Annotated in this window: 22 protein-coding genes and 3 pseudogenes; 11 read left to right on the top strand and 14 right to left on the bottom strand. The window is 72.5% G+C overall.

The genetic code is table 11. The annotated features are described in order from the left end of the window. Positions 1–10 precede the first annotated feature (10 nt). Positions 11–673: a TetR/AcrR family transcriptional regulator C-terminal domain-containing protein gene (locus IF99_RS0121650; RefSeq protein ID WP_030998315.1), complete on the bottom strand. Its 663-nt coding sequence runs from the start codon at positions 671–673 to the stop codon at positions 11–13. A gap of 99 nt (positions 674–772) precedes the next feature. Here IF99_RS0121650 and IF99_RS0121645 point away from each other — a divergent pair, with 99 nt between their 5' ends. Next, the gene (locus IF99_RS0121645; RefSeq protein ID WP_030998313.1) at positions 773–2,251 is read left to right on the top strand and encodes an FAD-dependent oxidoreductase; all 1,479 of its coding nucleotides are present in this window, start codon (positions 773–775) and stop codon (positions 2,249–2,251) included. A 94-nt stretch (positions 2,252–2,345) separates the two neighbouring features. Here IF99_RS0121645 and IF99_RS31005 read toward each other — a convergent pair. After that, a pseudogene (locus IF99_RS31005) lies at positions 2,346–2,594 on the bottom strand (LysE family transporter); the annotation flags it as partial. Between the two features lie 18 nt (positions 2,595–2,612). On the opposite strand from IF99_RS31005, the gene IF99_RS34420 reads away from it, so the two are divergent. Beyond that, complete coding sequence (locus IF99_RS34420) at positions 2,613–2,990, top strand: hypothetical protein (protein WP_037827277.1); 378 nt, start codon at positions 2,613–2,615, stop codon at positions 2,988–2,990. A gap of 87 nt (positions 2,991–3,077) precedes the next feature. Here IF99_RS34420 and IF99_RS32720 read toward each other — a convergent pair whose 3' ends face one another. Together IF99_RS32720 and IF99_RS0121630 are read right to left on the bottom strand one after the other, a co-directional pair. After that, positions 3,078–3,290: a DUF397 domain-containing protein gene (locus IF99_RS32720; RefSeq protein ID WP_078655198.1), complete on the bottom strand. Its 213-nt coding sequence runs from the start codon at positions 3,288–3,290 to the stop codon at positions 3,078–3,080. 5 nt (positions 3,291–3,295) lie between these two features. Next, the gene (locus IF99_RS0121630; protein ID WP_051703610.1) at positions 3,296–3,985 is read right to left on the bottom strand and encodes a DUF5753 domain-containing protein; all 690 of its coding nucleotides are present in this window, start codon (positions 3,983–3,985) and stop codon (positions 3,296–3,298) included. Positions 3,986–4,214: 229 nt separating this feature from the next. Here IF99_RS0121630 and IF99_RS31000 point away from each other — a divergent pair. Beyond that, positions 4,215–5,124, top strand: a pseudogene (locus tag IF99_RS31000) (UDP-N-acetylglucosamine--N-acetylmuramyl-(pentapeptide) pyrophosphoryl-undecaprenol N-acetylglucosamine transferase). Positions 5,125–5,408: 284 nt separating this feature from the next. On the opposite strand, the gene leuE reads toward IF99_RS31000, so the two are convergent. Together leuE and IF99_RS0121615 are read right to left on the bottom strand one after the other, a co-directional pair. Further along, positions 5,409–6,056 (bottom strand): leucine efflux protein LeuE, encoded by a 648-nt coding sequence (gene leuE / locus IF99_RS0121620; RefSeq protein ID WP_030998307.1) that lies wholly within the window; start codon positions 6,054–6,056, stop codon positions 5,409–5,411. A 78-nt stretch (positions 6,057–6,134) separates the two neighbouring features. Next, positions 6,135–6,713, bottom strand: a complete 579-nt coding sequence (locus tag IF99_RS0121615; protein WP_030998305.1) for a Uma2 family endonuclease — start codon at positions 6,711–6,713, stop codon at positions 6,135–6,137. A gap of 184 nt (positions 6,714–6,897) precedes the next feature. Between IF99_RS0121615 and IF99_RS0121610 the strand changes: the two genes are divergently transcribed. Next, a complete protein-coding gene (locus tag IF99_RS0121610) occupies positions 6,898–7,803 on the top strand; it encodes a L,D-transpeptidase family protein (protein ID WP_030998304.1) in 906 nt (301 codons plus the stop codon). Between the two features lie 194 nt (positions 7,804–7,997). Here the strand turns inward: IF99_RS0121610 and IF99_RS0121605 are convergent, their stop codons facing one another. The 3 genes and pseudogenes from IF99_RS0121605 to IF99_RS0121595 form a co-directional block, all read right to left on the bottom strand. Beyond that, a complete protein-coding gene (locus IF99_RS0121605) occupies positions 7,998–9,005 on the bottom strand; it encodes a hypothetical protein (RefSeq protein WP_051703609.1) in 1,008 nt (335 codons plus the stop codon). A 236-nt stretch (positions 9,006–9,241) separates the two neighbouring features. Continuing rightward, positions 9,242–10,024 (bottom strand): annotated as a pseudogene (locus IF99_RS35090) (RNA polymerase sigma factor); the annotation flags it as partial. Positions 10,025–10,403: 379 nt separating this feature from the next. Further along, positions 10,404–12,050, bottom strand: a complete 1,647-nt coding sequence (locus IF99_RS0121595) for a beta-N-acetylhexosaminidase (RefSeq protein ID WP_030998301.1) — start codon at positions 12,048–12,050, stop codon at positions 10,404–10,406. A 522-nt stretch (positions 12,051–12,572) separates the two neighbouring features. On the opposite strand from IF99_RS0121595, the gene sdhC reads away from it, so the two are divergent. The 5 genes from sdhC to IF99_RS0121570 all read left to right on the top strand — a co-directional run bounded on the left by sdhC (position 12,573) and on the right by IF99_RS0121570 (position 16,724). Further along, the gene (sdhC, locus tag IF99_RS0121590) at positions 12,573–12,953 is read left to right on the top strand and encodes a succinate dehydrogenase, cytochrome b556 subunit (protein WP_008747624.1); all 381 of its coding nucleotides are present in this window, start codon (positions 12,573–12,575) and stop codon (positions 12,951–12,953) included. Positions 12,954–12,957: 4 nt separating this feature from the next. Beyond that, a complete protein-coding gene (locus IF99_RS0121585; protein ID WP_030998299.1) occupies positions 12,958–13,434 on the top strand; it encodes a succinate dehydrogenase hydrophobic membrane anchor subunit in 477 nt (158 codons plus the stop codon). A gap of 25 nt (positions 13,435–13,459) precedes the next feature. Next, positions 13,460–15,214, top strand: a complete 1,755-nt coding sequence (gene sdhA / locus IF99_RS0121580) for a succinate dehydrogenase flavoprotein subunit (RefSeq protein ID WP_030998298.1) — start codon at positions 13,460–13,462, stop codon at positions 15,212–15,214. Beyond that, positions 15,214–15,975, top strand: coding sequence for a succinate dehydrogenase iron-sulfur subunit (locus IF99_RS0121575; protein WP_030998297.1), 762 nt, complete (start codon positions 15,214–15,216; stop codon positions 15,973–15,975). Before sdhA ends, IF99_RS0121575 begins: the two co-directional genes overlap by 1 nt. A gap of 140 nt (positions 15,976–16,115) precedes the next feature. Continuing rightward, positions 16,116–16,724, top strand: coding sequence for a membrane protein (locus IF99_RS0121570; protein WP_030998295.1), 609 nt, complete (start codon positions 16,116–16,118; stop codon positions 16,722–16,724). 216 nt (positions 16,725–16,940) lie between these two features. On the opposite strand, the gene IF99_RS0121565 is transcribed toward IF99_RS0121570, so the two are convergent. Further along, a complete protein-coding gene (locus IF99_RS0121565; RefSeq protein WP_030998294.1) occupies positions 16,941–17,255 on the bottom strand; it encodes a DUF4190 domain-containing protein in 315 nt (104 codons plus the stop codon). A 199-nt stretch (positions 17,256–17,454) separates the two neighbouring features. Then, positions 17,455–17,679 carry a DUF4287 domain-containing protein gene (locus IF99_RS0121560; RefSeq protein ID WP_030998290.1) on the bottom strand — a complete coding sequence of 75 codons (225 nt, stop codon included), beginning with the start codon at positions 17,677–17,679 and terminating at the stop codon, positions 17,455–17,457. Between the two features lie 333 nt (positions 17,680–18,012). On the opposite strand from IF99_RS0121560, the gene IF99_RS0121555 reads away from it, so the two are divergent. Next, positions 18,013–19,233, top strand: a complete 1,221-nt coding sequence (locus tag IF99_RS0121555; RefSeq protein WP_030998287.1) for a S8 family peptidase — start codon at positions 18,013–18,015, stop codon at positions 19,231–19,233. A 131-nt stretch (positions 19,234–19,364) separates the two neighbouring features. Here the strand turns inward: IF99_RS0121555 and IF99_RS0121550 are convergent, their stop codons facing one another. Then, positions 19,365–20,753 carry a metallophosphoesterase gene (locus tag IF99_RS0121550; RefSeq protein WP_030998285.1) on the bottom strand — a complete coding sequence of 463 codons (1,389 nt, stop codon included), beginning with the start codon at positions 20,751–20,753 and terminating at the stop codon, positions 19,365–19,367. A gap of 51 nt (positions 20,754–20,804) precedes the next feature. Then, positions 20,805–21,056: an SCO4848 family membrane protein gene (locus IF99_RS0121545; protein ID WP_007826232.1), complete on the bottom strand. Its 252-nt coding sequence runs from the start codon at positions 21,054–21,056 to the stop codon at positions 20,805–20,807. Between the two features lie 232 nt (positions 21,057–21,288). On the opposite strand from IF99_RS0121545, the gene IF99_RS0121540 reads away from it, so the two are divergent. Beyond that, complete coding sequence (locus IF99_RS0121540) at positions 21,289–22,716, top strand: D-alanyl-D-alanine carboxypeptidase family protein (RefSeq protein ID WP_420705693.1); 1,428 nt, start codon at positions 21,289–21,291, stop codon at positions 22,714–22,716. 166 nt (positions 22,717–22,882) lie between these two features. Here the strand turns inward: IF99_RS0121540 and IF99_RS0121535 are convergent, their stop codons facing one another. Beyond that, positions 22,883–23,878 carry a YihY/virulence factor BrkB family protein gene (locus tag IF99_RS0121535; protein ID WP_030998281.1) on the bottom strand — a complete coding sequence of 332 codons (996 nt, stop codon included), beginning with the start codon at positions 23,876–23,878 and terminating at the stop codon, positions 22,883–22,885. Between the last annotated feature and the right edge of the window lie 234 nt (positions 23,879–24,112).

Genomic DNA, 24,112 nt, shown 5'->3' with positions numbered 1-24,112 from the left:
CCCGCGCCCTTCACCCCGCCCCGTACCGCGCCCCCACTCCCGTCACGAGCAGGGCGACGCCCTCCGTGAAGCGCGCGTCGTAGTCGCCGAAGACGAGGGGGCCCACCTCGGCCGCGAGGGGGGTCGCGGCGAGGCGGCGCTCGCGTTCGGCGATGTCGAGCGCGGGGCGCGGATCGTCGGCGTACGTGATCATGCCCTGCTCCTCGGTGACGAAGCCGAGGACGTACGTGAAGAGCGTGGTGGTGGTCGTCGCGGCCTGCGCGAGCGTGAAGCCCGCCCCCGTGAGGGCCGCGAGCTGGGCCTCCATGCCGGGGCCGTGCTCGTCGCCCGTGAAGCGGCTCCCCGAGAAGACCCGGGCCCCGTCGCGCCAGGAGAGCAGGCCCGCGCGCAGCGCGTGCGCGGTCGCGGTGAGCCGCCCGCGCCAGTCGCCGGCGGCGATCCCGGCCGGTTCGTCGCCCCGCGCGGTCATCCGCCGGTACATCTCCGTGGCCATCTCGTCGAGCAGTTCGCGCTTGTCGCGGAAGTGCCAGTAGAGCGCGGGCGCCTTCACCTCCAGTTCCCCCGCGATGAGCCGGAGGCTGAGCCGGTCGAGCCCGACCTCGTTGAGCAGTCGCAGCGCCGTGTCCACGACCTGGGCCCGGTCGAGCCGGGGCGTCTGATGCTTGCTGGCCACGCCCCCAATGTAGACGGCGCCGACGGGCGTCGCTTGACTCCTTAACGCCGTTAAGCGCATCCTTGCGAACACCAGCACTTAACACCGTTAAGGAGTGCCATGCGGAACCACGCCACCTCCCCCGTCTTCGACGTCGCCGTCATCGGCGCTGGCCCCACCGGGCTGACCCTCGCCATCGACCTCGTGCGGCGCGGCGTACGGGTCCTGCTCGCCGAGCGCGGCACGGACCTCTTCGCGGGCTCGCGCGGCAAGGGCATCCAGTCCCGCACCCTCGAAGTGCTCGACGACCTCGGCCTCGCGAGCCGCTTCCTCGCGGCGGGCGGCCCCTACCCGCCCAACAGGCGGTGGACGGCGGGCACGCCGGGCGAGGAGTTCCGCATGGTCGAGGAGAGGGAGGCGACGGAGAGCGAGCCGTACGGCGGCACGCTCATGCTGCCGCAGTGGCGCACGGCCCGGCTCCTGCGCGAACGGCTCGTGGAGCTGGGCGGCGAGGTCTCGTACGGGCACGAGCTGACCGGACTGGAGCAGGACGCCGAGGGCGTGACCCTGCGCTTCGCGGAGCGCACGGGGACCGTACGGGCCCGGTACGTCGTGGGCGCGGACGGGGCGCGGGGCGCCGTGCGGCGCCTCCTGGGGATCGGCATGACGGGCGGGACGGTGGACCCGAGGCCGGTGCTCGTCGCAGACGTGCGGCTCGCCCGGGGCACGCTGCCCCGCACCCACTGGCACGTCTTCCCGGGCGCGGACGGCGGCTTCGCGGCGCTGTGCCCGCTCGCCGGGACCGAGGACTTCCAGTTCGTCGCGGCCTTCCCCGAGGGCACCACCGTCGCCACGGACCCGGAGGCGGTACGGGCGGCACTCGCCGCGCGCACCCACCTCGCGCCCGAGCGGGTCACCGCCGTGACCTGGTCCTCGGCCTTCACCGCCCGCGCGGCGCTCGCCGACCGCTTCCAGGACGGCCGCGTCCTCCTCGCCGGGGACGCGGCGCACGTCCACTCACCGGCCGGGGGCCAGGGCCTCAACACGAGCATCCAGGACGCGTACAACCTCGGCTGGAAGCTCGGCGCGGTGCTCGCGGGCGCGCCGCGGGCGCTGCTCGCCACGTACGAGGAGGAACGCCGCGCGGTCGCCGCCGGGATGCTCGACCTCTCCACACGCGTCCACAGGGGCGAGACCCGCAGGGGCGAGGAGACGCGCCAACTGGGCCTGCACTACCGCGCGTCGACCCTGAGCGACCACACCCTGGCCGCCGGGGCACCGCTTCACGCGGGCGACCGGGCGCCGGACGGGCGCGCGGGCGGGGACCGCCTCTTCGACCTGTACCGGGGCCCGCACTGGACGCTCCTGGCGATCAGCACGGAGCGCACCCCGGAGGCGGGAGCCGCCCCCGTCGTGCCCGGTCTCCCCGCCCACGTCCGGACCCGCGCCCTCCCTTCCTGCGCCCCCTACGGCCGGGGCCTCTTCCTCATCCGCCCCGACGGCTACGTGGCCTGGACGGGCACGGACCCGGGGGGCGCGGCGAGGTGGCTGGACCGGCACCTGGGAGCGGCGGCCCACGCCTCCCCGGCGGCGGCCTGAGCCCCTCCGGGCGAGGAACCAACGACGGCCGCCCCCGGCGCCGACGGCGGATCCAAGGGCGCCGGGAGCCGGGGCTGCCGGAGGAGCGGGCGGCTCAGACGCCGCTCAGCGAGAGCTTCACCGCGAAGCCGAGGAAGAGGGCGCCCGCCGCGGAGGTGACGGTGGCGCGGAGGCGACGGCGGCGGGCGAAGGCGGCGGCGAGGCGGGTGCCGGTGAAGATGAGGACGCTCAGGTAGAGGGCGCTGGCGAGCTGGGCGAAGAAGCCGAGCACGACGAAGGAGAGCGCGGGGTGGGCATAGGCGGGGTCAACGAACCGAATGAAGATAGTTCCAGCATCCAACTGCGCGTACGGCTGCGCCGGATGGCACCGAAGACGACCGCCCCCGACTGGACCGCAGACGAACTCCTGGAGCTTGCCGAGCTGGAGGCAGCGAACGACGCCCTACCGGAGGACGCACTCCGAGGACTGCTGTCCGTGCGCCTGTCCGTGCTCACGGAGGAGACCACCAGCCTGGCACGACAGGAGCTGGATCTACGCCGCCACTCGCTCCGCGAAGGTATCCGCCTGGTGGGAGTCGCCCGGGACTTGGGGGTCTCAGCCACCAAGAAGGCACCCTATTCCACCTCCCCCCAAGAGCCCTTCTCGGCATTCTGGGCTACACGGATGGCACTCATGAATGAATCAATGGCCGCTTCCGTGGTTCTCAGCACAATCGAGACCCGTCACGACCGCTCATGAATGAATTGACACACACATCCCATGTGGGGGGGGAAACGACAGGAGCCCCGAGCGTTGCGCTCGGGGCTCCGTCTTCCCACATCGGGGCTACATTTCTGCGGTGCGTCCCTTAACTGTGTTGAGGAAAGCACCCCAGGCATCTGCTCGAAAAACGAACGCCCCGGCGTTCGGGTCCTTCGAGTCCCGCACTGCCATGGCCGCACCTTCGAGCCTTGCGCCCTCGACGCAATTCCCGGCCTGGTCATTACTGTAACTTGAACGGAACCAGCGAGCCCCGGTCAGTGCGGCGTGGTTGGTCATCTGAATCAATGCTCCTTGATTGCTTCTTTCATCATGCCGAGGGAATCTCGTTCTCCCAAGGCAAGAATCTGGAGGTCGGTGAACGCTCGTTCGTACTGGTCAACGCTCTTAGGCTTACGCATGACTGACGCACCGCCTAGGTTCTCCAGGTAGACGATCGGCTGAGCATCTTCGAACCGCAGGAGCATGAACGAACCGTTCACACCGGCATGAGCGCCGGCCTTGAACGGCACGACCTGAATCCGAACGCCCGGCTGCATGGCCATTTCGCACAGATGCTGTACCTGAGCCCGCATGACGTCCGGACCACCGACCTGACGGTACAAGACGGCCTCGTTGATGATCGCAGCGAATTGCAAGGGGGCCTCCACACGGTGAAGAGCCTCCTGTCGAGTCATGCGGACGGCAACGATGCGGTCGATCTCGTCGCTTGGGAGCCTTTCGTGCGAGCGCTCGTGGATCGTCCATACGTACCCCTCCGTCTGAAGGAGGCCGGGCACGAACTCGGCTTTGTAGTTGTTCAGACTCTCGGCAGTCGCCTCAAGACCCAGGTAAGCCTTGAACGATGGCGGGATGGCCAGTCGGAACTCGGGAGTCTGCCACCAGTCTCGCTTGCTCTTCGTCACCGCGGCGTATTCGAGCAGCAGAGCACGCTTCTCTCGCGGCGCCGCGTAGTTCTCGCAGAGCGCGATCACGTCCGCGATGTCGACAACCGAGTTCTCACCAGCCTCCAGCCGCGTCAGCCGCCGGGGTCGGCTGGCTCCTCACCAAGGTCAGATTGCCTGATATCGTCCGGGAGGTTCGCATGACCGCCGTCGGCTCCGGCTCGTCGGATGCGGAGCCCTCACGATCGGATGCCGTCACGCTGTGACCGTCGACGCCCTCGCCACCCGTTTCGCCTCCTTTCGCCGTCCCTTCAAGCTGATGGTGACGGGAGGCGGAACGGGTGGGCACACCTATCCCGCCCTGACAGCGGTCCGCGAGATGCAGACCGTCATGCACCACCACGGCGCGAGCGTGGACGTCCTATGGGTCGGCACCGCCACCGGGCTCGAATCCCGCGTCGCCCCTGCCGAGGGCATCCCCTTCGAAACCGTGCCGACCGGCAAGCTACGCCGCTCCAGCAACCCGCTGAAGATGATCAATGCTGAGAACATGCGGGACGTGGGTCGCGTTCCCAAGGGCGTCCTGGAGGCCCGGACCATCGCTCGCCGCTTCCAGGCCGACGTGATCCTCTCCACCGGGGGGTATGTCGCTGTCCCCGTGGGGTTTGCTGCCCGCGCGACGAAGACTCCGCTGGTCATCCATGAGCAGACCGTCCGACTCGGCCTGGCCAACCGGGTCCTCGCCCGCTCCGCGACCGCCGTCGCGCTGTCGTCGGAGAACTCGCTGAGCCTTCTCCCCGACTCCGTCGCCGCTGCCGCTGTCGTCACCGGCAACCCTGTCCGGCCCACCGTGCTCACCGGCGACCCCGCCAAGGCCGTTCCCGCCCTCGGCATGACCGGATACGACCCCGACTTGCCCACCGTCTACATCACCGGCGGAGCCCAGGGCAGCGAGCAGATCAACGGCGTGATCCGTGAAAACCTCCCGTGGCTGCTGTCCGTCGCCAACGTCATCCACCAGTGCGGGCCGAACTGGGTCGAAGGCCGCTGTAGCGCTGACCGGAGACAGGGCCACCGCGTCCGCGCTGCGGGGCGCCCTGGAACCTCTTCTGTCCGACCCACAGCGCCGGGAGACGATGGCGGGAGCGGCGCGCTCAATGGGCAAGCCCGACGCTGCGCACAGGCTGGTCGAACTCCTGTTGAGCGTCGCGCTCAATCAGAGTCGCTGAGACAACGGCAGTAGGGGAGCAGCCTGGCCCCGGCTTCACTCTCTTCGCCTGTCCCCCGCACGCCATGGTCCTCGGAGCCGGCCCCATGCCGGGAGAGCTGCGCACTGACGCGTAGACCCCACCAGCGTCCCGAAGGGCGCCCGCACCAGGCCACTTCTCACGCCAAGAGCCTCGTCCTGATTGCGTGTCAGGGCGGGGCTCTTCCACTCCCCTGATCACGGCATCCGCGCGGGTCATGTGGGCGAACAGGGATGCAACACGGACGAGATCGGACACGACGCCCCCTACGCGCTTGCCAACGACAGCTTCAAGGCGAACCCGAGGAAGACGACCCCGGCTGCGGAGGTAGCTCCCGCACTGAGCGCCTTGCGCTTGCGGAAGGCCGCTGCGAGGCGAGCGCCGCTGAAGATCAAGACCGACAGGTACAGAGCGCTCGCGACCTGGGCAAGGAAGCCCAGGAAGATGAAGCCCGGGAGTGGGTTTGACGCTGGAACGAACTGCACGAAGAAGGCGATGAAGAAGAGGATCGCCTTCGGGTTGAAGAGGCTGATCACGAAGGCCCGGCGGAAGGGGCGCTCGCGCTCCGCCGGAGCTTCCTCGCCCGCCGCCTCGGCGGCCCGCTCCTGGCGCGTGCGCCACAGCGCGAGCGCGGAGCGGATCATGCCGTAGGCGAGCCAGGTCAGGTACCCGGCGCCCGCGTACTTGACGAGTGAGAACAGCATCTCGTTCGCCTGGAGCAGCGAGGCGACGCCCGCGGCCGACAGCGTCATGAGCACCGTGTCCCCGAGGAACACCCCGGCAGCGGCCTTGTACCCGGTCCGCACCCCGCGCCGCGCGCCCACCGAGAGCACGTAGAGCGAGTTGGGCCCGGGCAGCAGAACGATGAGTGCCACGCCCGCGAGGTACGTGGGCAGGTCTATGACGCCGAACATGGCGGCAGTGTCGCACGCGCGTACCCCCGCGAACACTCCCTTTCCGGCAGCCGGACAGCCGCCGCCTCAGCCGCCCTCTCAGTCGCCGTCGAGCAGCGTGTCCACCGGCAGGTCGAGCGCCACGCCGACCGATTCCGGGACCGGCACGAAGCTGCCCCGCTTGAAGTGCTCCACCCGCGTGTACACCCCGTCCTCCGGGTCGCGGTGCAGCAGCACCTCGTCGTGCTTGCGGTCCACCACGACGTACACCGGCACCCCGGCGGCGGCGTAGCTCTCGACCTTCGGGCCCAAGTCGTCGGACCAGTTGCTCGACGTCACTTCGAGGACCAGCCGGAAGACCTCGGGGGCGTAGCAGCTGCGGCGCACGAGGGCGTCGCGGAAGTGGGCCTCGACGATCGAGAAGTCCGGGATCGCGAAGTCGTCCGGGCGGGTGGGGAGCCAGAGGCCGAGACCCTGGACGTACCTCAGCCCGGCCTTCCTCGCGCCCGCCCCGGCGAACGCCTCGACCAGCCAACTCAACGACAGCGCGTGCGAACCGTCCGGCGGCGGTGTCACAGTGAGCCTCCCCTGGAGAATCTCCACACGGTGACCGGGCAGCCCTTGCTCAAGCAGGTCGGCAGCTTCGCTCAACGTCAGCTCGTGTTGCAGTACAGCCACGGTGTCCTCCTTTGCGGGAAAACTCTTCAGGGAGAGTAACCGGGCGCGCAGACGTTCCGCCTTCGTTCACTCCATTCAGCGATTCGTGGGATAAACCGCCTGAGCGGCCGGGCCGACGGTGAGGGGGTTCGTCCCCGCCTGTCCGGGGAATCCAGAAGGCGTCCGGACGACGAGGGGGACGCGGATGCGACGCGGAGCGGTGGGTGTGGCGGGAGTATTGGGCGTGCTCGTGCTCGCGGCGTGCCGGGTGGACGGGGTGGCCGGGGCGGGGGTCCCGAGTGACGCGAAGGCGCCCGGTTCCGTGGCGACGCCCGCCCAGGGCCGGTCGAGCCCCGCGCCCGGGAGCCCCGCCCCGCTCCGTACGAGCCCGGCCCCGGTCCGTACGAGCCCCGTGCCCGCCCGTACCGGCGCCGTGCCCCGCGCCGACGCGCGGCGTCCGAGCGCTCCGCCCCGCACCACCGCCCCCGCCCTCCCCCGCAAGGGACAGCGCACCGCCGACGTACGCGCCCTCCAGGCCCGGCTCTGGTCGCTCGGGTTCTTCCGGCAGCAGCCGACCGGGTACTTCGGGGACGTCACCGCGCGGGCGCTCGCCGCGTTCCAGCGGGACCGGGGGCTCGGGGCGAGCGGCGTGCTCGACAGCGCGACGTGGGCGCGGCTCAGGGCGGCGGGGCCCGCGCCGACGAAGGCCGAGCTGTACCCGGAGACGACACTGCCGCCCGCGAAGCCCGATCCCCGCTGCCTCACCGGGCGCGCGCTGTGCGTCAGCAAGAAGAGCCGGACGCTCTCCTGGATGGTGGACGGGCGTGTCGTCTCCGTCATGGACGTGCGCTTCGGCTCCGCGTACACGCCGACCCGTGACGGCACCTTCAAGGTCTACTGGAAGTCCCGCGACCACGTCTCGACGCTCTACCACACCGCCATGCCGTACGCGCTGTTCTTCAGCGGCGGCCAGGCCGTGCACTACTCCCCCGACTTCGCCGCGCGCGGCTACGCGGGCGCCTCGCACGGCTGCGTCAACGTACGGGACAAGGCGAAGGTCGCCGCTCTCTTCGACACCGTGCGCACGGGGGACAAGGTGGTCGTCTACTGAACGCGGGCTCTGTGTGTGCCGAGGCGCGGACGGGACCGGGGGAACGTGTCCCGCCCGCGCCGGTGGCAACGAGCCGGTGGTACGGGGGGAACCCCGGCTCGTGCGACAGCCGATGACCAGTCGGCTCACTTCTCTCTGCGTCAAGGGCGCGAAAAGTGTCACACCCCGTTCGCGCGCGTCCCGGCGCGGCGGTCTCAGGGGAGGTCCGGGGCATCCTCCGCTGACGGCTGGGAGGGCGCCGGGGACTCCGGGGGCCCGGGCGGTGTTGACGCTTCGTCCGGCGGGTCCGGCCTCGTCTCGTGCGGGCTCCGCGTCGGCGAGGCGCCGCCGCCCGGCTCCTCCGTGGGGGACGCGCTCCGGCTCGGACCGCCGGAGGGCTCCTCGAAGCCGAAGGTCGGGTACGTGGTCGGGAAGTCCGGAAGCGTCAGCGAGGGCGCCACCGGGGCGGGGGCGGACCGGGCGGGGCCCGGGACGCGGGTCCTGGCGCGCAGGAGCGACGCGCAGTACGCCTCGATCCGTCCCGTACCGCCCGCGAGCGCCGCGAGCCGTCGCTCCGCCGCCCGTTCGACGTGTCCGCGCAGGTGCGCGCGGCAGGCGTTCGCGGTGCCGGAGGCGCCGGGGGCGCGCCGCGTGCCGCTCGGCGAGGGACCGGCGGACGAGCCGGACGGCCCGCCGGAGGGGGCGAGCAGTTCCTCCGCCGGGCCGGGGAGCGCGGTGGCGCCCGGCACCACGCCCCCGGGGACGCTGGGGGCCTCGGGGGCGGGATCACGGGGCCGCACCGTGCGCGGGGCGTCCGGGGCATCCGGGAAGGAGGTGAGCACCCCGGTCCCGCCCGCGACGGCGACGCCGCCGACCATGCCGAGGCTCAGCACCCCGGTGGCGAGCAGCCGCGCCCGCCGCGCGGCGAAACCTGCCTTGGCGGCGGCCTCCGCGCTCCGCGCGTCGCGGCCGGCGTTCGCGCGGAACACCGCAAGCAGTTCGGCGGGCGGCTCCAGGGGACCGGACGGCCCGGTCGAACGCGTCAGGGTGCCGAGCGCCGCTTCGACGCGGCGGGCCTCGGTCCGCGCACGGGGGTCGAGCGTCTCGTACGGGCGCTCCGCGAGCAGCGCGGCCCGCGCCGTGCGGGCGACGGCGCGCGGGACGCGCGCGGGACGGCCGCCGGGCGCGCCACTCGCCCGGTGTCCCTCGAACTCCTCGGCCATCACGCCTCCTTCTGTACCACGGCCGGGCAGGACGTCGCCGCGGCGGGCACCGACTGCCGCACGCTCTGCCCCTCGCCCCGCCGCTGCGCGGGCACGGCGGCACGCCGGGCGGACTGCGCGGGGGCGGGACGGCCGGAGGTCGCCGCCTCACCGTACGTACGCGCCCCGCCGCGCTCGCGCTCGCTCTCGCCGGGCGGGAGTCCCGTACCGCCGGGGACGCCGTCGCGCACCGCGCCCGTCGTGCCCCTCGTGCCGCGCGGGGCGCCGGGCAGCCGCCCGCCCGCGCCGCGCGCCCCGGCGGGCACCCCGGCCCCGCCGGGGCCGTCCGCGCCGGCCGCTCCTCCGCGGCCCCCGGGAGCGGCGGGGCCACCGGGTCCGGGGGCTCCCACGGCCCCGGCGGGGTCGGGGCCCTCCCCCGCGTCGGCGATGCCCGTGCCGCCACCGGTGGTCCCGCCCCTGCCGTCCGCCTCGCGCCCGCCCAGGAGTTCGGCCAGCCTCTTGAGTCCCCGGTGGGCCGCCGTGCGTACCGCGCCCGGCCGTTTGCCGAGGGTCGCCGCGGCGCTCTTCGCGTCGAGGCCCACGACGACGCGGAGGACGACGGCCTCGGCCTGGTCCTGCGGGAGGCGGGCGATGAGGGCGAGGGTCTCGCCGGTCGCCAGGGCCTCGATGGCCTCGCCCGCCGTGTCGGAGTCCCCCGGACGCACGGTGAGTTCGGACTCGTCACCGCCGACGGCGGGGCGGCGGCCCCGCATCCGGATGTGGTCGAGGGAGCGGTTGCGCGCTATCCGCGCCGCCCAGCCCCGGAACCGGTCCGCGTCGCCGTCGAAGCGGCCCAGGTCACGGGCTATCTGCAACCAGGACTCGGAGGCGACGTCCTCGGCGTCGGCCTCGCCGACGAGGGTCCTGATGTAGCCGAGAAGGCGCGGCTGCACCTCGCGGTACACCGTACGGAAAGCGGCCTCGTCCCCCCGCTGAGCCGCGAGTACCGCGGCGGTCAGCTCCGCGTCGTCCCCCAGCACCCCTCAGCCTGCCCCCAGTCGCGTCCCCACCGGGCCCGTGTCCGGTCCGGCGCGAATCAGCACGCTACCGGTCAGTTGGCCAGTACTCCACCCTTTCAGGCCGAGCCGGACCTTCGCCCCCGCCCCGCGCACCACGAAGCGTTACCGACACGTGACCGTCCGGGTGTGACGTCTCGGGAGACCATGGCGCTGTAGGAAGTACGGGCCCTCAAGCGGTCCGTGCCGTGCGACGGCCGGGTCTCTCCTGTGGGGGGTGGCGACCCGGCCGTTCGCCTTCCCGCGTCCGCCGCGAGCGGGCAGGACACGGGCGTTCACGGCGTGCGCGACCCGCCGCGCGGGCCGGGGAGCGGCCACCGGAGACCGCTCATCGGCGTTCCGGCTAGCCGATCGCCCGTGACACCGCCTGGAAATCGGCCCAGCTCCGTGCCGGTTCCGCCGCCTGCGGCCACAGCTTCTCGGCCAGGGCGCGGAGCGGCATCCGGATGCCCGCCACGACCTGCTCCGGCGTCTGGGCGTTCGGGAAGTCGCCCCAGACCGCGAAGCCGCCGCCCTCGATGAGGTGGTCGTAGCGCGCGGGCACGGCGCTCGTGCCGCGCAGCACGCGCGGGGTCCAGGACTCGTAGATGCGCTGCCCTGTCGGGTAGGTGAAGGTGTTGGGCTGGCCGAGGACGTAGTAGAGGAACTCGTCGTTGTAGTTGAGGACCTGGCGGCCCTCGGCGAGGTACGCGGAGGGCGGGCGGGCGCCGAGTTCCTTGCCCGTCCAGTAGACGACCTCGATCCTGCGGTCGGCCACGACCTGGCCCTGCGCGAAGAAGCCGTCGTTCCACGCCTGCGGGACGCGTCCCTCGCGCGCGTCCCGCACCGTCTTCGCCCGGTCGTTGAGCCACGCCTGCGCGAGGTCCTGGACCCGGCCGTCCGCCCCGTACCTCTTGCGGGCGAGCGCGGCCAGCTCCGGGAAGGACGCTTCCGGGTCGGAGCGGACGAGGGCCTGGTACTCGTCGGCGCCGAGGTGCCACCACCGGCCGGGGAAGAGGCTCGCGTACTCCTTGAGGAGGTCGTCGACGAGGCGGGCCGAGCCGGGGTTGCCGATGTCGACGGCGCCCTCGACGGGCTTGCCCGCCGCGTCCCGCAACTGGAGCTTCGGGTGCGCCTTGATGAGGGTGCCGAGGTGTCCGGGCGAGTCGATCTCGGGGACGACGGTGACGTGCCGGGCCGCCGCGTACGCGACGATCGAGCGGACCTGCGCCTTCGTCAGGTGCCGCGCCGAGACGATCTCGGGGTGCGAGGAGGACTCGACGCGGAACGCCTGGTCGTCGGAGAAGTGCAGGCCGAACTGGTTGTACTTGAGGTCGGCGATCTCCGCGATCCGCGCCTTGATCCACGCCTCGTCGTACCACTTGCGGGCGATGTCGAGCATGAGCCCGCGCTGCGGCTTCGCGGGCCGGTCGCGCACGGTGCCCTCGGGCGCCTTGCCGTCCGCGCGCACGGCCTGCTTGAGCGTACGGGTGCCCCACCACACCCCGTCCTGCCCCGCCGAGGTGATGCGCGCCTGACCGGCGGCGACGCGCAGGGTGTACGCCTCGTCGCCGTCGTCCTTCGCGTTCTCGTCGAGCCCGAGCCACACGTCCCCGCGCTTCGGGTCCGCGGCGCCGCCGTACGTCATGCCGAGTTCGCCCGCGAGGAGCTTCGCCTCGTCCGCCAGCGCGTCGTCACCGGCGAGGACCCGCCCGGACTTCGCGGGCTTCCAGCCGGGGCCGCGCGCGGCGTCGAAGGCGCGCACGGAGGGGATCGTGCGCGGGGGCTTCGAGACGGGGTACGAGGCGGCGGGGGTCGGGGAGACGGTGAGCGCGTCGCCGCCGCTCACCGCGCCCGAGCCGCCCTTGTCCTTGCCGTGGTCGCCTCCGGGCCACACCGTGAGGCCGAGCGCGACGGCCGCGGCGACGACGAGGGCCGCGATCGAGGCCCACGCGGCGCGGCGACGCCGTCCGCCCGTGTCGGGGAAGCCTTGACGGCGGTGCTCGGGCACAGGTCACGTCCTCGTCGCTCGGGTGCGGGGGCTGCGCGGTGCGGGCCGCAGGGTGCTCGCGCCGCCGTACGGGACTCCTTCCCGCGACGGCGGACGTGGTGTCACTCCGGGCGCCCGGCCCCTCGTTCGGATGACTTCCCGGTGGCGGCGGGGGGCCGCGCGCGGCCCCCGGGCCCGCCGCTCCGGGCGGCGTCTGCCCCGTACGGCCGTGTCCGACACGCGAGGCACAGCGCGCGCACAGCCGCCTGGGGCGAGCCGAAGCGCCGTCACGGAGCGGCGGCCGGCGGGCATAACGGCAGGCATCCGCCCTGACCGGACGCCTGATGGGGGGGCCGAACCCACCCATTCGGCCGACTCCTTCACCCGTACGTGCCAGTTTGATCACACCGGATGCCCCCGTGCGGGGCGTGCCCCGGCCCGTGACTACGATGGCCGGGGCCGGTGGACCGTACCCGGCCGGGCCGACCGTCGACAGGAATGGATCGCGGCAGGCTCCCAATCCTTTCCCCGGAGGGTTCTTCCGTGCCGGCTGGAACGCTGTACCGCGGCCGGGAAGGAATGTGGTCCTGGGTGGCTCATCGAGTCACCGGCGTCCTCATTTTCTTCTTCCTGTTCGTACACGTCCTGGACACCGCGCTCGTGCGTGTCTCCCCCGAGGCGTACGACGACGTCGTTGCCACTTACAAGAATCCGGTCGTCGCGCTGCTGGAGTACGGCCTCGTCGCCGCGATCCTCTTCCACGCGCTCAACGGCCTGCGCATCATCGCCGTCGACTTCTGGTCGCAGGGCCCCCGCCACCAGAAGAAGATGCTGTGGACGGTCCTCGTGGTGTGGGTCGTGCTGATGCTCGGCTCGCTCTACTCCGTCCTCGGCCACGCCGCACGTCAACTGTTCGGGAGCTGACGCGATGTCCACCGAGACCTCCTCCGCGATCGGCCCCGTCGAGGGCGCCTCGCTCTACGACGTCGACAATCCGGCGCCGGTCATCGAGCCGCCCCGGCAGCGCACCAAGAAGACGAAGAAGAACCCGCAGCGCAACTTCGAACTCGCCGCCTGGCTGTTCATGCGCCTGTCGGGCGTCGTCCTGGTCGTCCTCGTCCTCGGGCACCTGCTCATCCAGCTCTTCCTGGACGGCGGGGTGCAGAAGATCGGCTTCGCGTTCGTCGCGGGCCGCTGGGCCTCCCCGTTCTGGCAGGGCTGGGACCTGCTGATGCTGTGGCTCGCGATGCTGCACGGCGCCAACGGCCTGCGCACGGTCATCAACGACTACGCCGAGCGCCCCGCGACCCGCATGTGGCTCAAGGGCCTGCTGTGGGCGGCGACCCTCTTCACCGTCCTGCTGGGCACGCTGGTGATCTTCACCTTCGACCCGAACATCCGTTAGAGCCGGGGCCACGAGAATCATGAAGCTGAAGATCCACAAGTACGACACCGTCATCGTCGGCGCCGGTGGCGCGGGCATGCGCGCCGCCATCGAGGCGACCAAGCGCAGCCGTACCGCCGTGCTGACCAAGCTCTACCCCACCCGCTCCCACACCGGCGCGGCGCAGGGCGGCATGGCCGCGGCCCTCGCCAACGTCGAGGAGGACAACTGGGAGTGGCACACCTTCGACACGATCAAGGGCGGTGACTACCTGGTCGACCAGGACGCCGCCGAGATCCTCGCGAAGGAGGCCATCGACTCGGTCCTCGACCTGGAGAAGATGGGCCTGCCGTTCAACCGCACCCCGGACGGCACGATCGACCAGCGCCGCTTCGGCGGGCACACCCGCAACCACGGCGAGGCGCCCGTGCGCCGCTCGTGCTATGCGGCGGACCGCACCGGTCACATGATCCTCCAGACGCTGTACCAGAACTGCGTCAAGGAGGGCGTGGAGTTCTTCAACGAGTTCTACGTGCTCGACCAGCTCCTCACCGAGGTCGACGGCGTCAAGCGCTCGGCCGGTGTCGTGGCGTACGAGCTGGCGACCGGCGAGATCCACGTCTTCCAGGCGAAGTCGGTCATCTACGCCTCGGGCGGGACCGGCAAGTTCTTCAAGGTGACGTCCAACGCGCACACCCTGACCGGTGACGGGCAGGCCGCCGTGTGGCGGCGCGGGCTGCCGCTGGAGGACATGGAGTTCTTCCAGTTCCACCCGACGGGCATCTGGCGCATGGGCATCCTGCTCACCGAGGGCGCGCGCGGCGAGGGCGGCATCCTGCGCAACAAGGACGGCGAGCGCTTCATGGAGAAGTACGCGCCCGTCATGAAGGACCTCGCCTCGCGCGACGTCGTCTCGCGCTCGATCTACACCGAGATCCGCGAGGGCCGGGGCTGCGGTCCCGAGGGCGACCACGTGTACCTGGACCTGACGCACCTGCCGCCCGAGCAGCTCGACGCGAAGCTCCCGGACATCACCGAGTTCGCCCGTACGTACCTCGGCATCGAGCCGTACACGGACCCCATCCCGATCCAGCCGACCGCGCACTACGCGATGGGCGGTATCCCGACCAACGTGGAGGGCGAGGTACTCGCCGACAACACGACGGTCGTGCCCGGCCTGTACGCGGCCGGCGAGGTCGCCTGCGTCTCCGTGCACGGCGCCAACCGGCTCGGCACCAACTCGCTGCTCGACATCAACGTCTTCGGGCGTCGCGCGGGCATCGCCGCGGCCGAGTACGCGCACGCCAACGACTTCGTGCCGCTTCCGGAGGACCCGGAGGCGCAGGTCGTCGCGCAGGTCGAGCGGCTGCGGAACTCGACGGGCACCGAGAAGGTCGCGGTGCTGCGCACCGAGCTCCAGGAGTGCATGGACGCCAACGTGATGGTGTTCCGCACCGAGCAGACGATCAAGACGGCGGTCGAGAAGATCGCCGAACTGCGCGCCCGGTACAAGAACGTGGCGATCCAGGACAAGGGCCGCCGCTTCAACACCGACCTCCTCGAAGCGATCGAGCTGGGCAACCTGCTCGACCTCGCCGAGGTCATGGCGACCTCCGCGCTCGCCCGCAAGGAGTCGCGCGGCGGTCACTACCGCGAGGACTTCCCGACCCGCGACGACGTCAACTTCATGCGTCACACGATGGCGTACCGCGAGGTCTCGGCGGACGGCACCGAGGCGATCCGCCTCGACTACAAGCCGGTCGTGCAGACCCGCTACCAGCCGATGGAGCGTAAGTACTGATGACTACCGCGATCATGGACAAGGTGGAGGAGGCCGGGTCCGCCTCGGACCACCTCATCACGGTCACCGTGCGCGTCCGCCGGTTCAACCCGGAGGTCTCCGCCGACGTCGCCTGGCAGGACTTCCAGCTCCTGATGGACCCCAAGGAGCGCGTCCTCGACGCCCTCCACAAGATCAAGTGGGAGCAGGACGGCACCCTGACGTTCCGCCGTTCCTGCGCGCACGGGATCTGCGGCTCGGACGCGATGCGGATCAACGGCAAGAACCGCCTCGCGTGCAAGACGCTCATCAAGGACCTGAACCCCGCCAAGCCCATCACGGTCGAGCCCATCAAGGGCCTCACGGTCCTCAAGGACCTCGTGGTGGACATGGAGCCGTTCTTCCAGGCGTACCGCGACGTCATGCCGTTCCTCGTCACGACGGGCAACGAGCCGACCCGCGAGCGGCTCCAGAGCGCCGAGGACCGCGAGCGCTTCGACGACACCACCAAGTGCATCCTGTGCGCCGCGTGCACGTCCTCGTGCCCGGTGTTCTGGAACGACGGCCAGTACTTCGGCCCGGCCGCGATCGTCAACGCGCACCGCTTCATCTTCGACTCGCGCGACGAGGCGGGCAGCCAGCGGCTCGAGATCCTCAACGACCGTGACGGCGTGTGGCGTTGCCGCACCACCTTCAACTGCACCGACGCCTGCCCGCGCGGCATCGAGGTGACGAAGGCGATCCAGGAGGTCAAGCGGGCGCTGATCACGCGCCGCTACTGAAGTCCTGACGGGCCCCCGGGACGCGTCACGGGGCTCCCGCGCACGAGGAGGCCGCCACCCCTCACGGGGGTGGCGGCCTCCTCGTATGTCACGATGCTCGTCTCCGACTCAGCCGCACACGCCCATGGGGGACACCACCGATGACCACACCGCCGCCCGGTCCCGACAGGAGCGATCCGTTCGCGAAGGGGCCGGCGGCCCCGCAGGGAGTGCCGCCGCAGGGCCGGGCGCCGGGGCCGGACGGTCCGCAGGCGGGCCCGCCGCCCGCGTACGGCGCTCCGGGACAGCCTCCCGGGTACGGCTACCCGCAGCAGCCCCCGGGCGGATACGGCTTCCCGCAGCAGCGGCCCGCCGGATACGGCTTCGCGCCGCCCGGTCCGGGTGCCCCGCACCACGGCGGGCCCGCGCCGCTGCTCGCGATCGGCGACATCATCGTGACGCAGACGGAGATCACCACACCCGCGGGGACGATGCCGCTCAAGGGCTCGGTGTGGAACGCGAGCGACCTGTCCCACACCGAGGAGAAGATCAGCCAGACCGGCATCGTCCTCGCCATCATCCTCGGCATCCTGCTGTGCGGCCTCGGCCTCCTCTTCCTGCTCATGAAGGAGCGGAAGACGAGCGGCTTCATCCAGGTGACGGTGACGAGCGCGGGCCGCCACCACTCCACGATGGTCCCGGCGCTCGGGCCGTGGAGCTTCCACCAGGTCATGCAACAGGTGCACTACGCGCGGTCGCTGAGCGCGTAGCGAGGGACGAGGCCCCCCTCGGCCGCCGGGCCGGGCCCGGCAGCCGAGGGGCCGGGGCCTGTTCCGCCGGACGGGGCCGTCTCGGGGCGGGCAGTCCCGGACCGTGGCTGACGGCCGGGCCCCGACCCGGCGCGCGGCGGGGGCGGGCCGCCCGGCGGTCTGTCCGGCCGTGCGCGAAGAGCGTGGCCAGCCCGTCACGGCCCGGGAAGTGAGGGTCTAGAAGCCCCGGCGGCCGGTGAACTGGACGAAAACCACGACGATCCCGAGCACCCCGCACACGCAGCCGACGATGCCGAGCACGATCGCCGCGGTGGCCATCCCGCGCCCGCCGGCCTCGCCCCGGTCCGCCTTGCGCCCGCCCGCGACGCCGAAGGACAGCGCGAGCACGGAACCGAGCAGGGGCAGGGGCAGCAGGCCGAGCAGGCCGAAGACGAGCCCCGCGACGGCGAGCCGGTTGGGTCCGGCGCCCGCCTCGTCGGGGGCGGCCTTGGTCCGCACCCCGTGGTCCACAGTCAGGTATCCCGGCTCCACGCTCTCCCACTCTCTGCCGTGCGGCCCGCGTTCACGCAGGTCAGCGCGGTAAGAGTAGAGGGGTGACATGGAATTTACCGGCGGTAACGGTGAAGGAGCGGCCACGGGCGTGTGAGCGCTTCGTGGCCGCCTCGGCACTCTCGGCGGCGCGGCACGCCGCTCCCGCCCGCCGCACACGGCCCCGCCGACCGGGCCGCCCTCACGCCGCCCCGTTCTCCCGGCGCACGTACGCCACCACCGCGTTCGCGTGGCCGTGCCCCATCCCGTGAGCGGTCTTGAGCCAGGTCACGAGCTCGCCGTGACGGGTGAGGGGCGAGGCGCGGACGAGGTCGAGCCACTCGGCGACGGGGCGGCCGTAGGCGCGCTCGATCGAGGGGAAGTAGGAGGCGGGCCCCTTGGCGGGCGGGAGGGATGCGGTGCTCATGACGTGCGTCCTTTCGCGACGGCGTGCCGTACGGAAGGGATGACCGCGGCCGGGCGCCCCACTCATCGGCGAGTCGCGGAGAACCTGGCCGCATTTCTCAACCGGCCGCCCGTGAAGCTGTGTTGCCGCACGATGGCTGTCGCATGACATCCGGCCAAGCGGGGCGGGACGGTCTTGTGCGGAAGTGGTGACGGTGGGGAGTATTCCGTTCGGCGGGGCCCGGCACGACACCTGCCGGGCCATCCGGACGCTGGTTTGTCATGCGCACAACAGGGACTGACTCGCGTTCGCGCCCGTACCCCCACACCACCATCCACGAGGAGAACCCTTCAGATGGCACCTCAGACAGACCACCGCCCCCGCACCACCCGCCGCACCCTGGCCGGGCTGAGCGCGGCGGCGGTCGCCGCGCTCGCGCTCAGCACCGTCGTCGCGCTGCCCGCCTCGGCGGCGCCCGAAGGCGTGATCGAGAACGCCGGAGTGGCCGGCACCGTCTCCGGCAGCTACGTCGTGACCCTCAAGTCCGGTGCCCCGAAAGCGGCTTCGGCGGAGGGCAAGGCGCTCGCGAAGAAGTACGGCGCCACCATCGACCGCACCTACTCGGCCGCGCTCAACGGCTACGCGCTGCGCCTCGACGAGGGCGCCGCCAAGAGACTCGCGGCCGACCCGGCGGTGGCGAAGGTCGCGCAGGACCGCGTGTTCACGGCCGAGGCGACGCAGTCCAACCCGCCCTCCTGGGGGCTGGACCGCATCGACCAGAAAAGCCTTCCGCTGAACGGCGCTTACACCTACCCGGACTCGGCGGGGCAGGGGGTGACCGCGTACGTCATCGACACCGGCGTGCGGATCACGCACCAGGACTTCGGCGGCCGGGCCTCGTACGGCTACGACGCCGTCGACAGGGACAACACGGCGCAGGACGGCAACGGGCACGGCACGCACGTGGCCGCGACGATCGCCGGGACGTCCTACGGCGTCGCGAAGAAGGCGAGGGTCGTCGGGGTCCGCGTGCTCAACAACGCGGGCTCCGGGACGACGGCGCAGGTCGTGGCCGGAATCGACTGGGTCACGGCGAACGCCGTGAAGCCGGCCGTCGCCAACATGAGCCTCGGCGGCGGCGCCGACTCGACGATCGACGCGGCCGTGCGCCGCTCCATCGCCTCCGGCGTCACGTACGCGGTCGCGGCGGGCAACGAGTCCACGAACGCCTCGACCAAGTCCCCGGCGCGCGTCAGCGAGGCGATCACCGTCGGCGCCACGACGAGCACGGACGCGAAGGCCAGCTACTCCAACTACGGTTCGGTCGTGGACCTGTTCGCACCCGGTTCCTCGATCACCTCGGCGTGGGGCACGGGCGACACCGCGACCAACACCATCAACGGCACGTCGATGGCCACCCCGCACGTCACGGGCGCGGCGGCCGTCTACCTCGCGGGCCACACCTCGGCGACCCCGGCGCAGGTCTCCTCGGCCCTCGTCGCGGGCGCCGCGACGGGCGTCGTCACGAGCCCCGGTTCCGGCAGCCCGAACCGCCTCCTGAACATCGTGCCGTGACGCCTCGCGCGACGCGGTGACAGGCGAGGGCCCCGGGGAGACACCCCCGGGGCCCTCGCCCTCGCCACCCCCGGGCCGAGGGCTCACCGCACCCGCGCCGCTCCGGTACCACTCCCCCGTCGCACCGGCGCTCAGGCGCTTTTCGCCGCCAGCGTCACCACCGTGATGTCCGAGGGCGCGCCCACCCGTACCGGCGGCCCCCAGGCCCCGGCCCCGCGCGTCACGTACAGCGTCGTGTCGCCGTAGTGGTCGAGCCCCGCGACCGTGGGGTTGGCCGCGCGGGCGAGCAGGTTGCCGGGGAAGAGCTGGCCGCCGTGGGTGTGGCCGGAGAGCTGGAGGTCCACGTGGTGCTTCACCGCCTCGTGGATCATCACCGGCTGGTGCGCCATGAGCACGGCGGCGCGGGCCTGGTCGCGGTCGCCGAGGGCCTTCTCGTAGTCCGGGGCGGCGTGGTGGTCCTCGCCGGAGATGTCGTTGACGCCCGCGAGGTCGAAGCCGGGCAGCTCCACGCGCGCGTTCTCCAGCGGGCGCAGACCCAGCTCGCGCACCTCGTCGATCCACTCGTCCGCGCCCGAGTAGTACTCGTGGTTCCCCGTGACGAAGTACGCCCCGTGCCGGGCCCGCAGACCGCTCAGCGGCTGCGCCGCGTGCCCCAGCTCCGCCACCGAGCCGTCCACGAGGTCGCCCACGACCGCCACGGCGTCCGGCTGCGCCCCGTTGATCGTGTCCACGATCCGCCGCGTGTGCGCGTGGCCCAGGATCGGGCCGAGGTGGATGTCGCTCACCACCGCGATCCGGAAGCCGTGCGCCGAGCGCGGCAGCTTCGCGAGCGGGATCGTCACGTGCTTGAGGCGCGGGCCGCGCAGCACGCCGTACGCGCCGTGGCCGACCGTGCCGAGCGCCACCGCGCCCGCCGCGCCGCCGACGATCCGCGAGACGAAGAGCCGGCGGGAGGGCCCGGGACGCGGCGCCCCCTCCCGCGCGGGCTCCGACGCGGGCGCGGGAGCGGGACCTTCGGCCGTGTCGGGACCGGAGACGGGTGCCGGACCGGGGTCGGGCGCGGGACCGGAGACGGGTGCGGGGGCGGGGGCGGGTGGCGCGGGGTCGCCCGCCGTGACCGCGTCCTTCGCCGCGCCCCGCGCCCCGGCGGGTGCCCCCTCGGTGGCCGCCACCGGCGCGGCGCCCTCACCCTCCCGGCCGTACCGCCCGCGCATCACCCGAAAGAGCAAGGGACGGAGCAGTTCGCCGACCGCCACCGCGAGGAGCAGGTACAGCAGGACGGCCGCCCACAGGTACCCCGGCCATGCCATGACACGCAGCACGCCGAAGGGGAGGGTCCGCGAGCCCGCGAAGGCGGCGAGCATGAGCAGGGGGGCCGCGACGAAGAAGACCGTGCCCAGCGTGCGGGCGGGACCGGGGCCGCGCGTCGTGTCACGGACGAGGCGGCGCCACAGGTACCAGTGGGCCAGTCCGAGCACCGCGAGCACGAGCAGCAGCACCGCGCCGATAAGGATCACCATGCCGCGTCAACGGCCCGTCACCCACGGCTGGTTCCCGTATCGCTCGCGGACTCACACCGGAAGATCACGTTTCCGCAGCGCACGCAGCCCCCGGAACCCGATGCCGCCTACAACCGTCCCCAGAAGGAAGGAGGCGATCGCCAGCAGCAGGTGGACCCAGAAGTAGGTGGTGGGGTCGCCGGCGTCGTCGAAGGCGAGACCGCTGCCGTCCTTCCACAGATTCTTGGCGAAAGTGATCCAGATGATCCAGCTCCACACCCCGAACGCGAGCAGGAACCAGGAGACCGGGCGGCTGAGCTTCATGGGCCCAGTATCGCGCCGGGTTCCGCGCGCCCTGCGCCGGGGTGCGGACAAGACACCCGGGACCGGACGAAACGAGCGCCGGGAGCCGGGGGGCGCAAGCCCCCGCGCCGCCGCCCCCGCTCCGTACCGCCCGAACGGCCGACGCCTCGCCGCTCCCTCTCTCCCCCGATCGGCCGCCCCCTCCGTCCCCTCCCCGCTTGCCCCTTCTGACAGCACAGGTACGTTCCTGAACGTGTCCGCTACGAAAAAGCGCGTACCGGTGCTCTCCCTGACCGCCTGCGCTGCCGCCGCCGCCCTGTCCCTCTCCGTGGTCGCGAGCCCCGCCCTGGCCGATTCGGGCGAGGATTCCGCGAGTCCCCGTCCCCCGGCCCGTGCCTCCGCGATCGGCGGGGCACGGCTGGCGTTGCCCGGCACGCAGGTCGAGCCGCGGGCCGGGGCGCCCAAGCTGCCGAAGAAGCTCACCGCGCGCTCCTGGGTCGTCGCCGACGCCGAGTCGGGCGAGATCCTCGCCGCGCACAACCCGCACTGGAAACTCGCGCCCGCGAGCACCCTGAAGATGCTCTTCGCGGACACGCTGCTGCCGAAGTTCTCGAAGGACAAGGTGCACCAGGTCACGCTCAAGGACCTCGACGGGATCGGCGAGGGCTCCAGCCTCGTCGGCATCAAGGAGGACCTGCCCTACTCCGTGCACGACCTGTGGCTCGGCGTCTTCCTGCGGTCGGGCAACGACGCGGTCCACGTCCTGTCCTCCATGAACGGAGGCGTCGCGCGGACCGTCCAGGACATGCGGGCGCGGGCGCACGAGCTCCAGGCCGACGACACGCACGTCGTCACGCCGGACGGCTACGACGCGAAGGGCCAGGTGTCGAGCGCGTACGACCTGACGCTCTTCGCCCGCGACGGCCTCAAGAACGCCGACTTCCGCGAGTACTGCTCGACGGCGGAGGCGCAGTTCCCCGGCGAGTTCGCCAAGAAGAAGGACAAGGAAAAGGGCGAGGAGAAGGCGACGAAGGGGCAGGCCGGGCCCGAGCAGAAGCCGCGCGAGCACTTCGGCATCCAGAACACGAACCGCCTGCTCACCGGCACCGTCGACCTCAAGCCCTACCAGGGCATCGCGGGCGTCAAGAACGGCAACACGACCAACGCGGGCGCGACCTACACGGCGTACGCGCAGCGCGGCGACCGCAAGCTGCTCGTGACCGTGATGCACCCCGACTACGACGAGACCCAGGCCGTCTACCGCGAGGCCGCCCGGCTGCTCGACTGGGGCTTCGCCGCCGACGGCAAGGTCGCCCCGGTCGGCGAACTGGTCCCGCCGCGCGGCGTCGTCGCCGAGCGGGCCAGGGCGAGCAAGGAGGCGGCGCCGAAGCACGCGGCCGGGGGCGGGGGCAGCGGCGGCGCGGCGAGCGCCACGGGCGCGGACTCCGGCTCCGGCGGTCTCGGCACCGCCCTCGCCGTCACCGGCAGCGTCCTCGTCGCCCTCGCGGGCGTCGTCTTCGTCGTCCGCCGCCGACGCCCCCTCCCGGCGGGCCCGGGCACGAACGGCGGCATCGGCACGGGCGGTACGGCCGGGCCCGGCGGTACGGGCCCGGGTGCCGAGACAACCGCTCCGGACCCCGACGCCACCGGGACGGGCGCGGGCCCGGCCCCCCGCGACTGACCGGCGGCCGTCCGCGCGACGACGGGGCGGGGCCCGGGACCACAGGCGTCCCGGGCCCCACCCCGTCCACCCGGCACCGCCGGGAAGCGGCCCCGTCCACCCGGCACCGGCCGGGGACCGCCCCGGCTCCCGGGAAGCGGCCGCGCCGGACGCTCCGGGAGCCGCCCTACCCCTCGGCCCCTCCCGGGTCCCGCGTCGCTCCCACGTGTCCCCGCTTGCGGAACCTGCCGCTCCGGGCCGCCGCCGGGGTTTCCGTCACCGTCGTGAGGCGTGCCGCCTCGGCCTCCTCGGCCCGCTCGCTCTCCGCCGTCTCCGCGCGGCCCTCCACCGCCGTCCACGCCGCGCAGTACAGGAGCAGCTTCGCGGTGAAGTTGATCCACAGGAGCAGGGCGATCGGGACGCCGAAGACGCCGTACATGCTCTTCGAGGCGACGCCCGAGATGTAGCCCCCGATCAGCAGCTTCAGCAGCTCGAAGCCGATCGCACCGATCAGCGCGGCGAAGACGAGGCGGCGGCGCCGGGGGTGGACGCGGGGCAGCAGGCTCAGGACGTAGAGCAGGAGCAGGAAGTCGGTGCCGACCGCGACGGCGAAGGAGAGGACGCGCAGCAGGATGCCGCCCGCGCCGTTCTCGGCGATGCCGAGGTGGTGGGCCGTCCAGCCGATCGCCGTCGTCGACGCGGCCGAGGCGACGACGGTGATCAGGCCCGCCGCGCCGAGGCCGATCAGGACGCCGGTGTCCCGCACCTTCGCCATGACGGCGTTCCCCGGGTCCTCGGGCAGCCGCCACACGGCGCGCAGCGACTCCCGCATCGAGCCGACCCAGTTGACCCCGGTGAAGAGCAGCGCCGCGCCCGCGACGATCCCGACCGTGCCCGCGTTGTCGACGAGTCCTTGCAGGTCGAGCTGGTTCGCGATGCCGGGGATCTGCTCCTTGACGCGCGATTCGAGGTCGTGGACGCGGTCCTGCCCGAAGGCGCCCGCGACGACGGCGACGGCGACGGTGAGGAGCGGGAAGAGGGCGAGGAAGCTCGTGAAGGTCATCGCCGCGGCGAGCCGCGCCCAGCGCACCTCGTCGAGCCGCTCGTAGCAGCGCCAGGCGCGCGTGCGCATGAGCCGCGCGCACCACGGCCCGACCACCGGGAGTTTCGTGAGCCAGTCCATGGGTGTTCTCCGCCCCTCCCGAGCGCCGTGCCGATCACCTGCCCCGCAGCGGGCCCGGTCGCCGGGTCCCGCACGCGGGTGTGGCCACCATCTGCCCCGGGAGGGGCCCCCGCAGTCCGGCGGGGCGGGAAGGGGCCTTCACGGTAGCCCGATACGGTGAGTTTTCGGTCGGTTTGGGCGTATTCGGGAAGCGGTGGGCGATACGGTCACCGCGCGCCCGCCGCACCCCCCGGG

The organism is Streptomyces sp. NRRL F-5630 (assembly GCF_000719475.1).
Classification (GTDB): domain Bacteria; phylum Actinomycetota; class Actinomycetes; order Streptomycetales; family Streptomycetaceae; genus Streptomyces.
The sequence above is the reverse complement of the archived record's forward strand: the minus strand, read 5'-3'. Positions and strand labels throughout refer to the sequence as shown.

Bases quoted from the DNA above. Each gene is read 5' to 3' on its own strand.
- IF99_RS0121645 (WP_030998313.1), top strand. From the start codon at position 773: ATGCGGAACCACGCCACCTCCCCCGTCTTCGACGTCGCCGTCATCGGC.
- IF99_RS34420 (WP_037827277.1), top strand. From the start codon at position 2,613: ATGGCACCGAAGACGACCGCCCCCGACTGGACCGCAGACGAACTCCTG.
- IF99_RS32720 (WP_078655198.1), bottom strand. From the start codon at position 3,290: ATGACCAACCACGCCGCACTGACCGGGGCTCGCTGGTTCCGTTCAAGT.
- leuE (WP_030998307.1), bottom strand. From the start codon at position 6,056: ATGTTCGGCGTCATAGACCTGCCCACGTACCTCGCGGGCGTGGCACTC.
- IF99_RS0121610 (WP_030998304.1), top strand. From the start codon at position 6,898: ATGCGACGCGGAGCGGTGGGTGTGGCGGGAGTATTGGGCGTGCTCGTG.
- IF99_RS0121605 (WP_051703609.1), bottom strand. From the start codon at position 9,005: ATGGCCGAGGAGTTCGAGGGACACCGGGCGAGTGGCGCGCCCGGCGGC.
- IF99_RS0121585 (WP_030998299.1), top strand. From the start codon at position 12,958: ATGTCCACCGAGACCTCCTCCGCGATCGGCCCCGTCGAGGGCGCCTCG.
- IF99_RS0121575 (WP_030998297.1), top strand. From the start codon at position 15,214: ATGACTACCGCGATCATGGACAAGGTGGAGGAGGCCGGGTCCGCCTCG.
- IF99_RS0121570 (WP_030998295.1), top strand. From the start codon at position 16,116: ATGACCACACCGCCGCCCGGTCCCGACAGGAGCGATCCGTTCGCGAAG.
- IF99_RS0121560 (WP_030998290.1), bottom strand. From the start codon at position 17,679: ATGAGCACCGCATCCCTCCCGCCCGCCAAGGGGCCCGCCTCCTACTTC.
- IF99_RS0121555 (WP_030998287.1), top strand. From the start codon at position 18,013: ATGGCACCTCAGACAGACCACCGCCCCCGCACCACCCGCCGCACCCTG.
- IF99_RS0121550 (WP_030998285.1), bottom strand. From the start codon at position 20,753: ATGGTGATCCTTATCGGCGCGGTGCTGCTGCTCGTGCTCGCGGTGCTC.
- IF99_RS0121545 (WP_007826232.1), bottom strand. From the start codon at position 21,056: ATGAAGCTCAGCCGCCCGGTCTCCTGGTTCCTGCTCGCGTTCGGGGTG.
- IF99_RS0121535 (WP_030998281.1), bottom strand. From the start codon at position 23,878: ATGGACTGGCTCACGAAACTCCCGGTGGTCGGGCCGTGGTGCGCGCGG.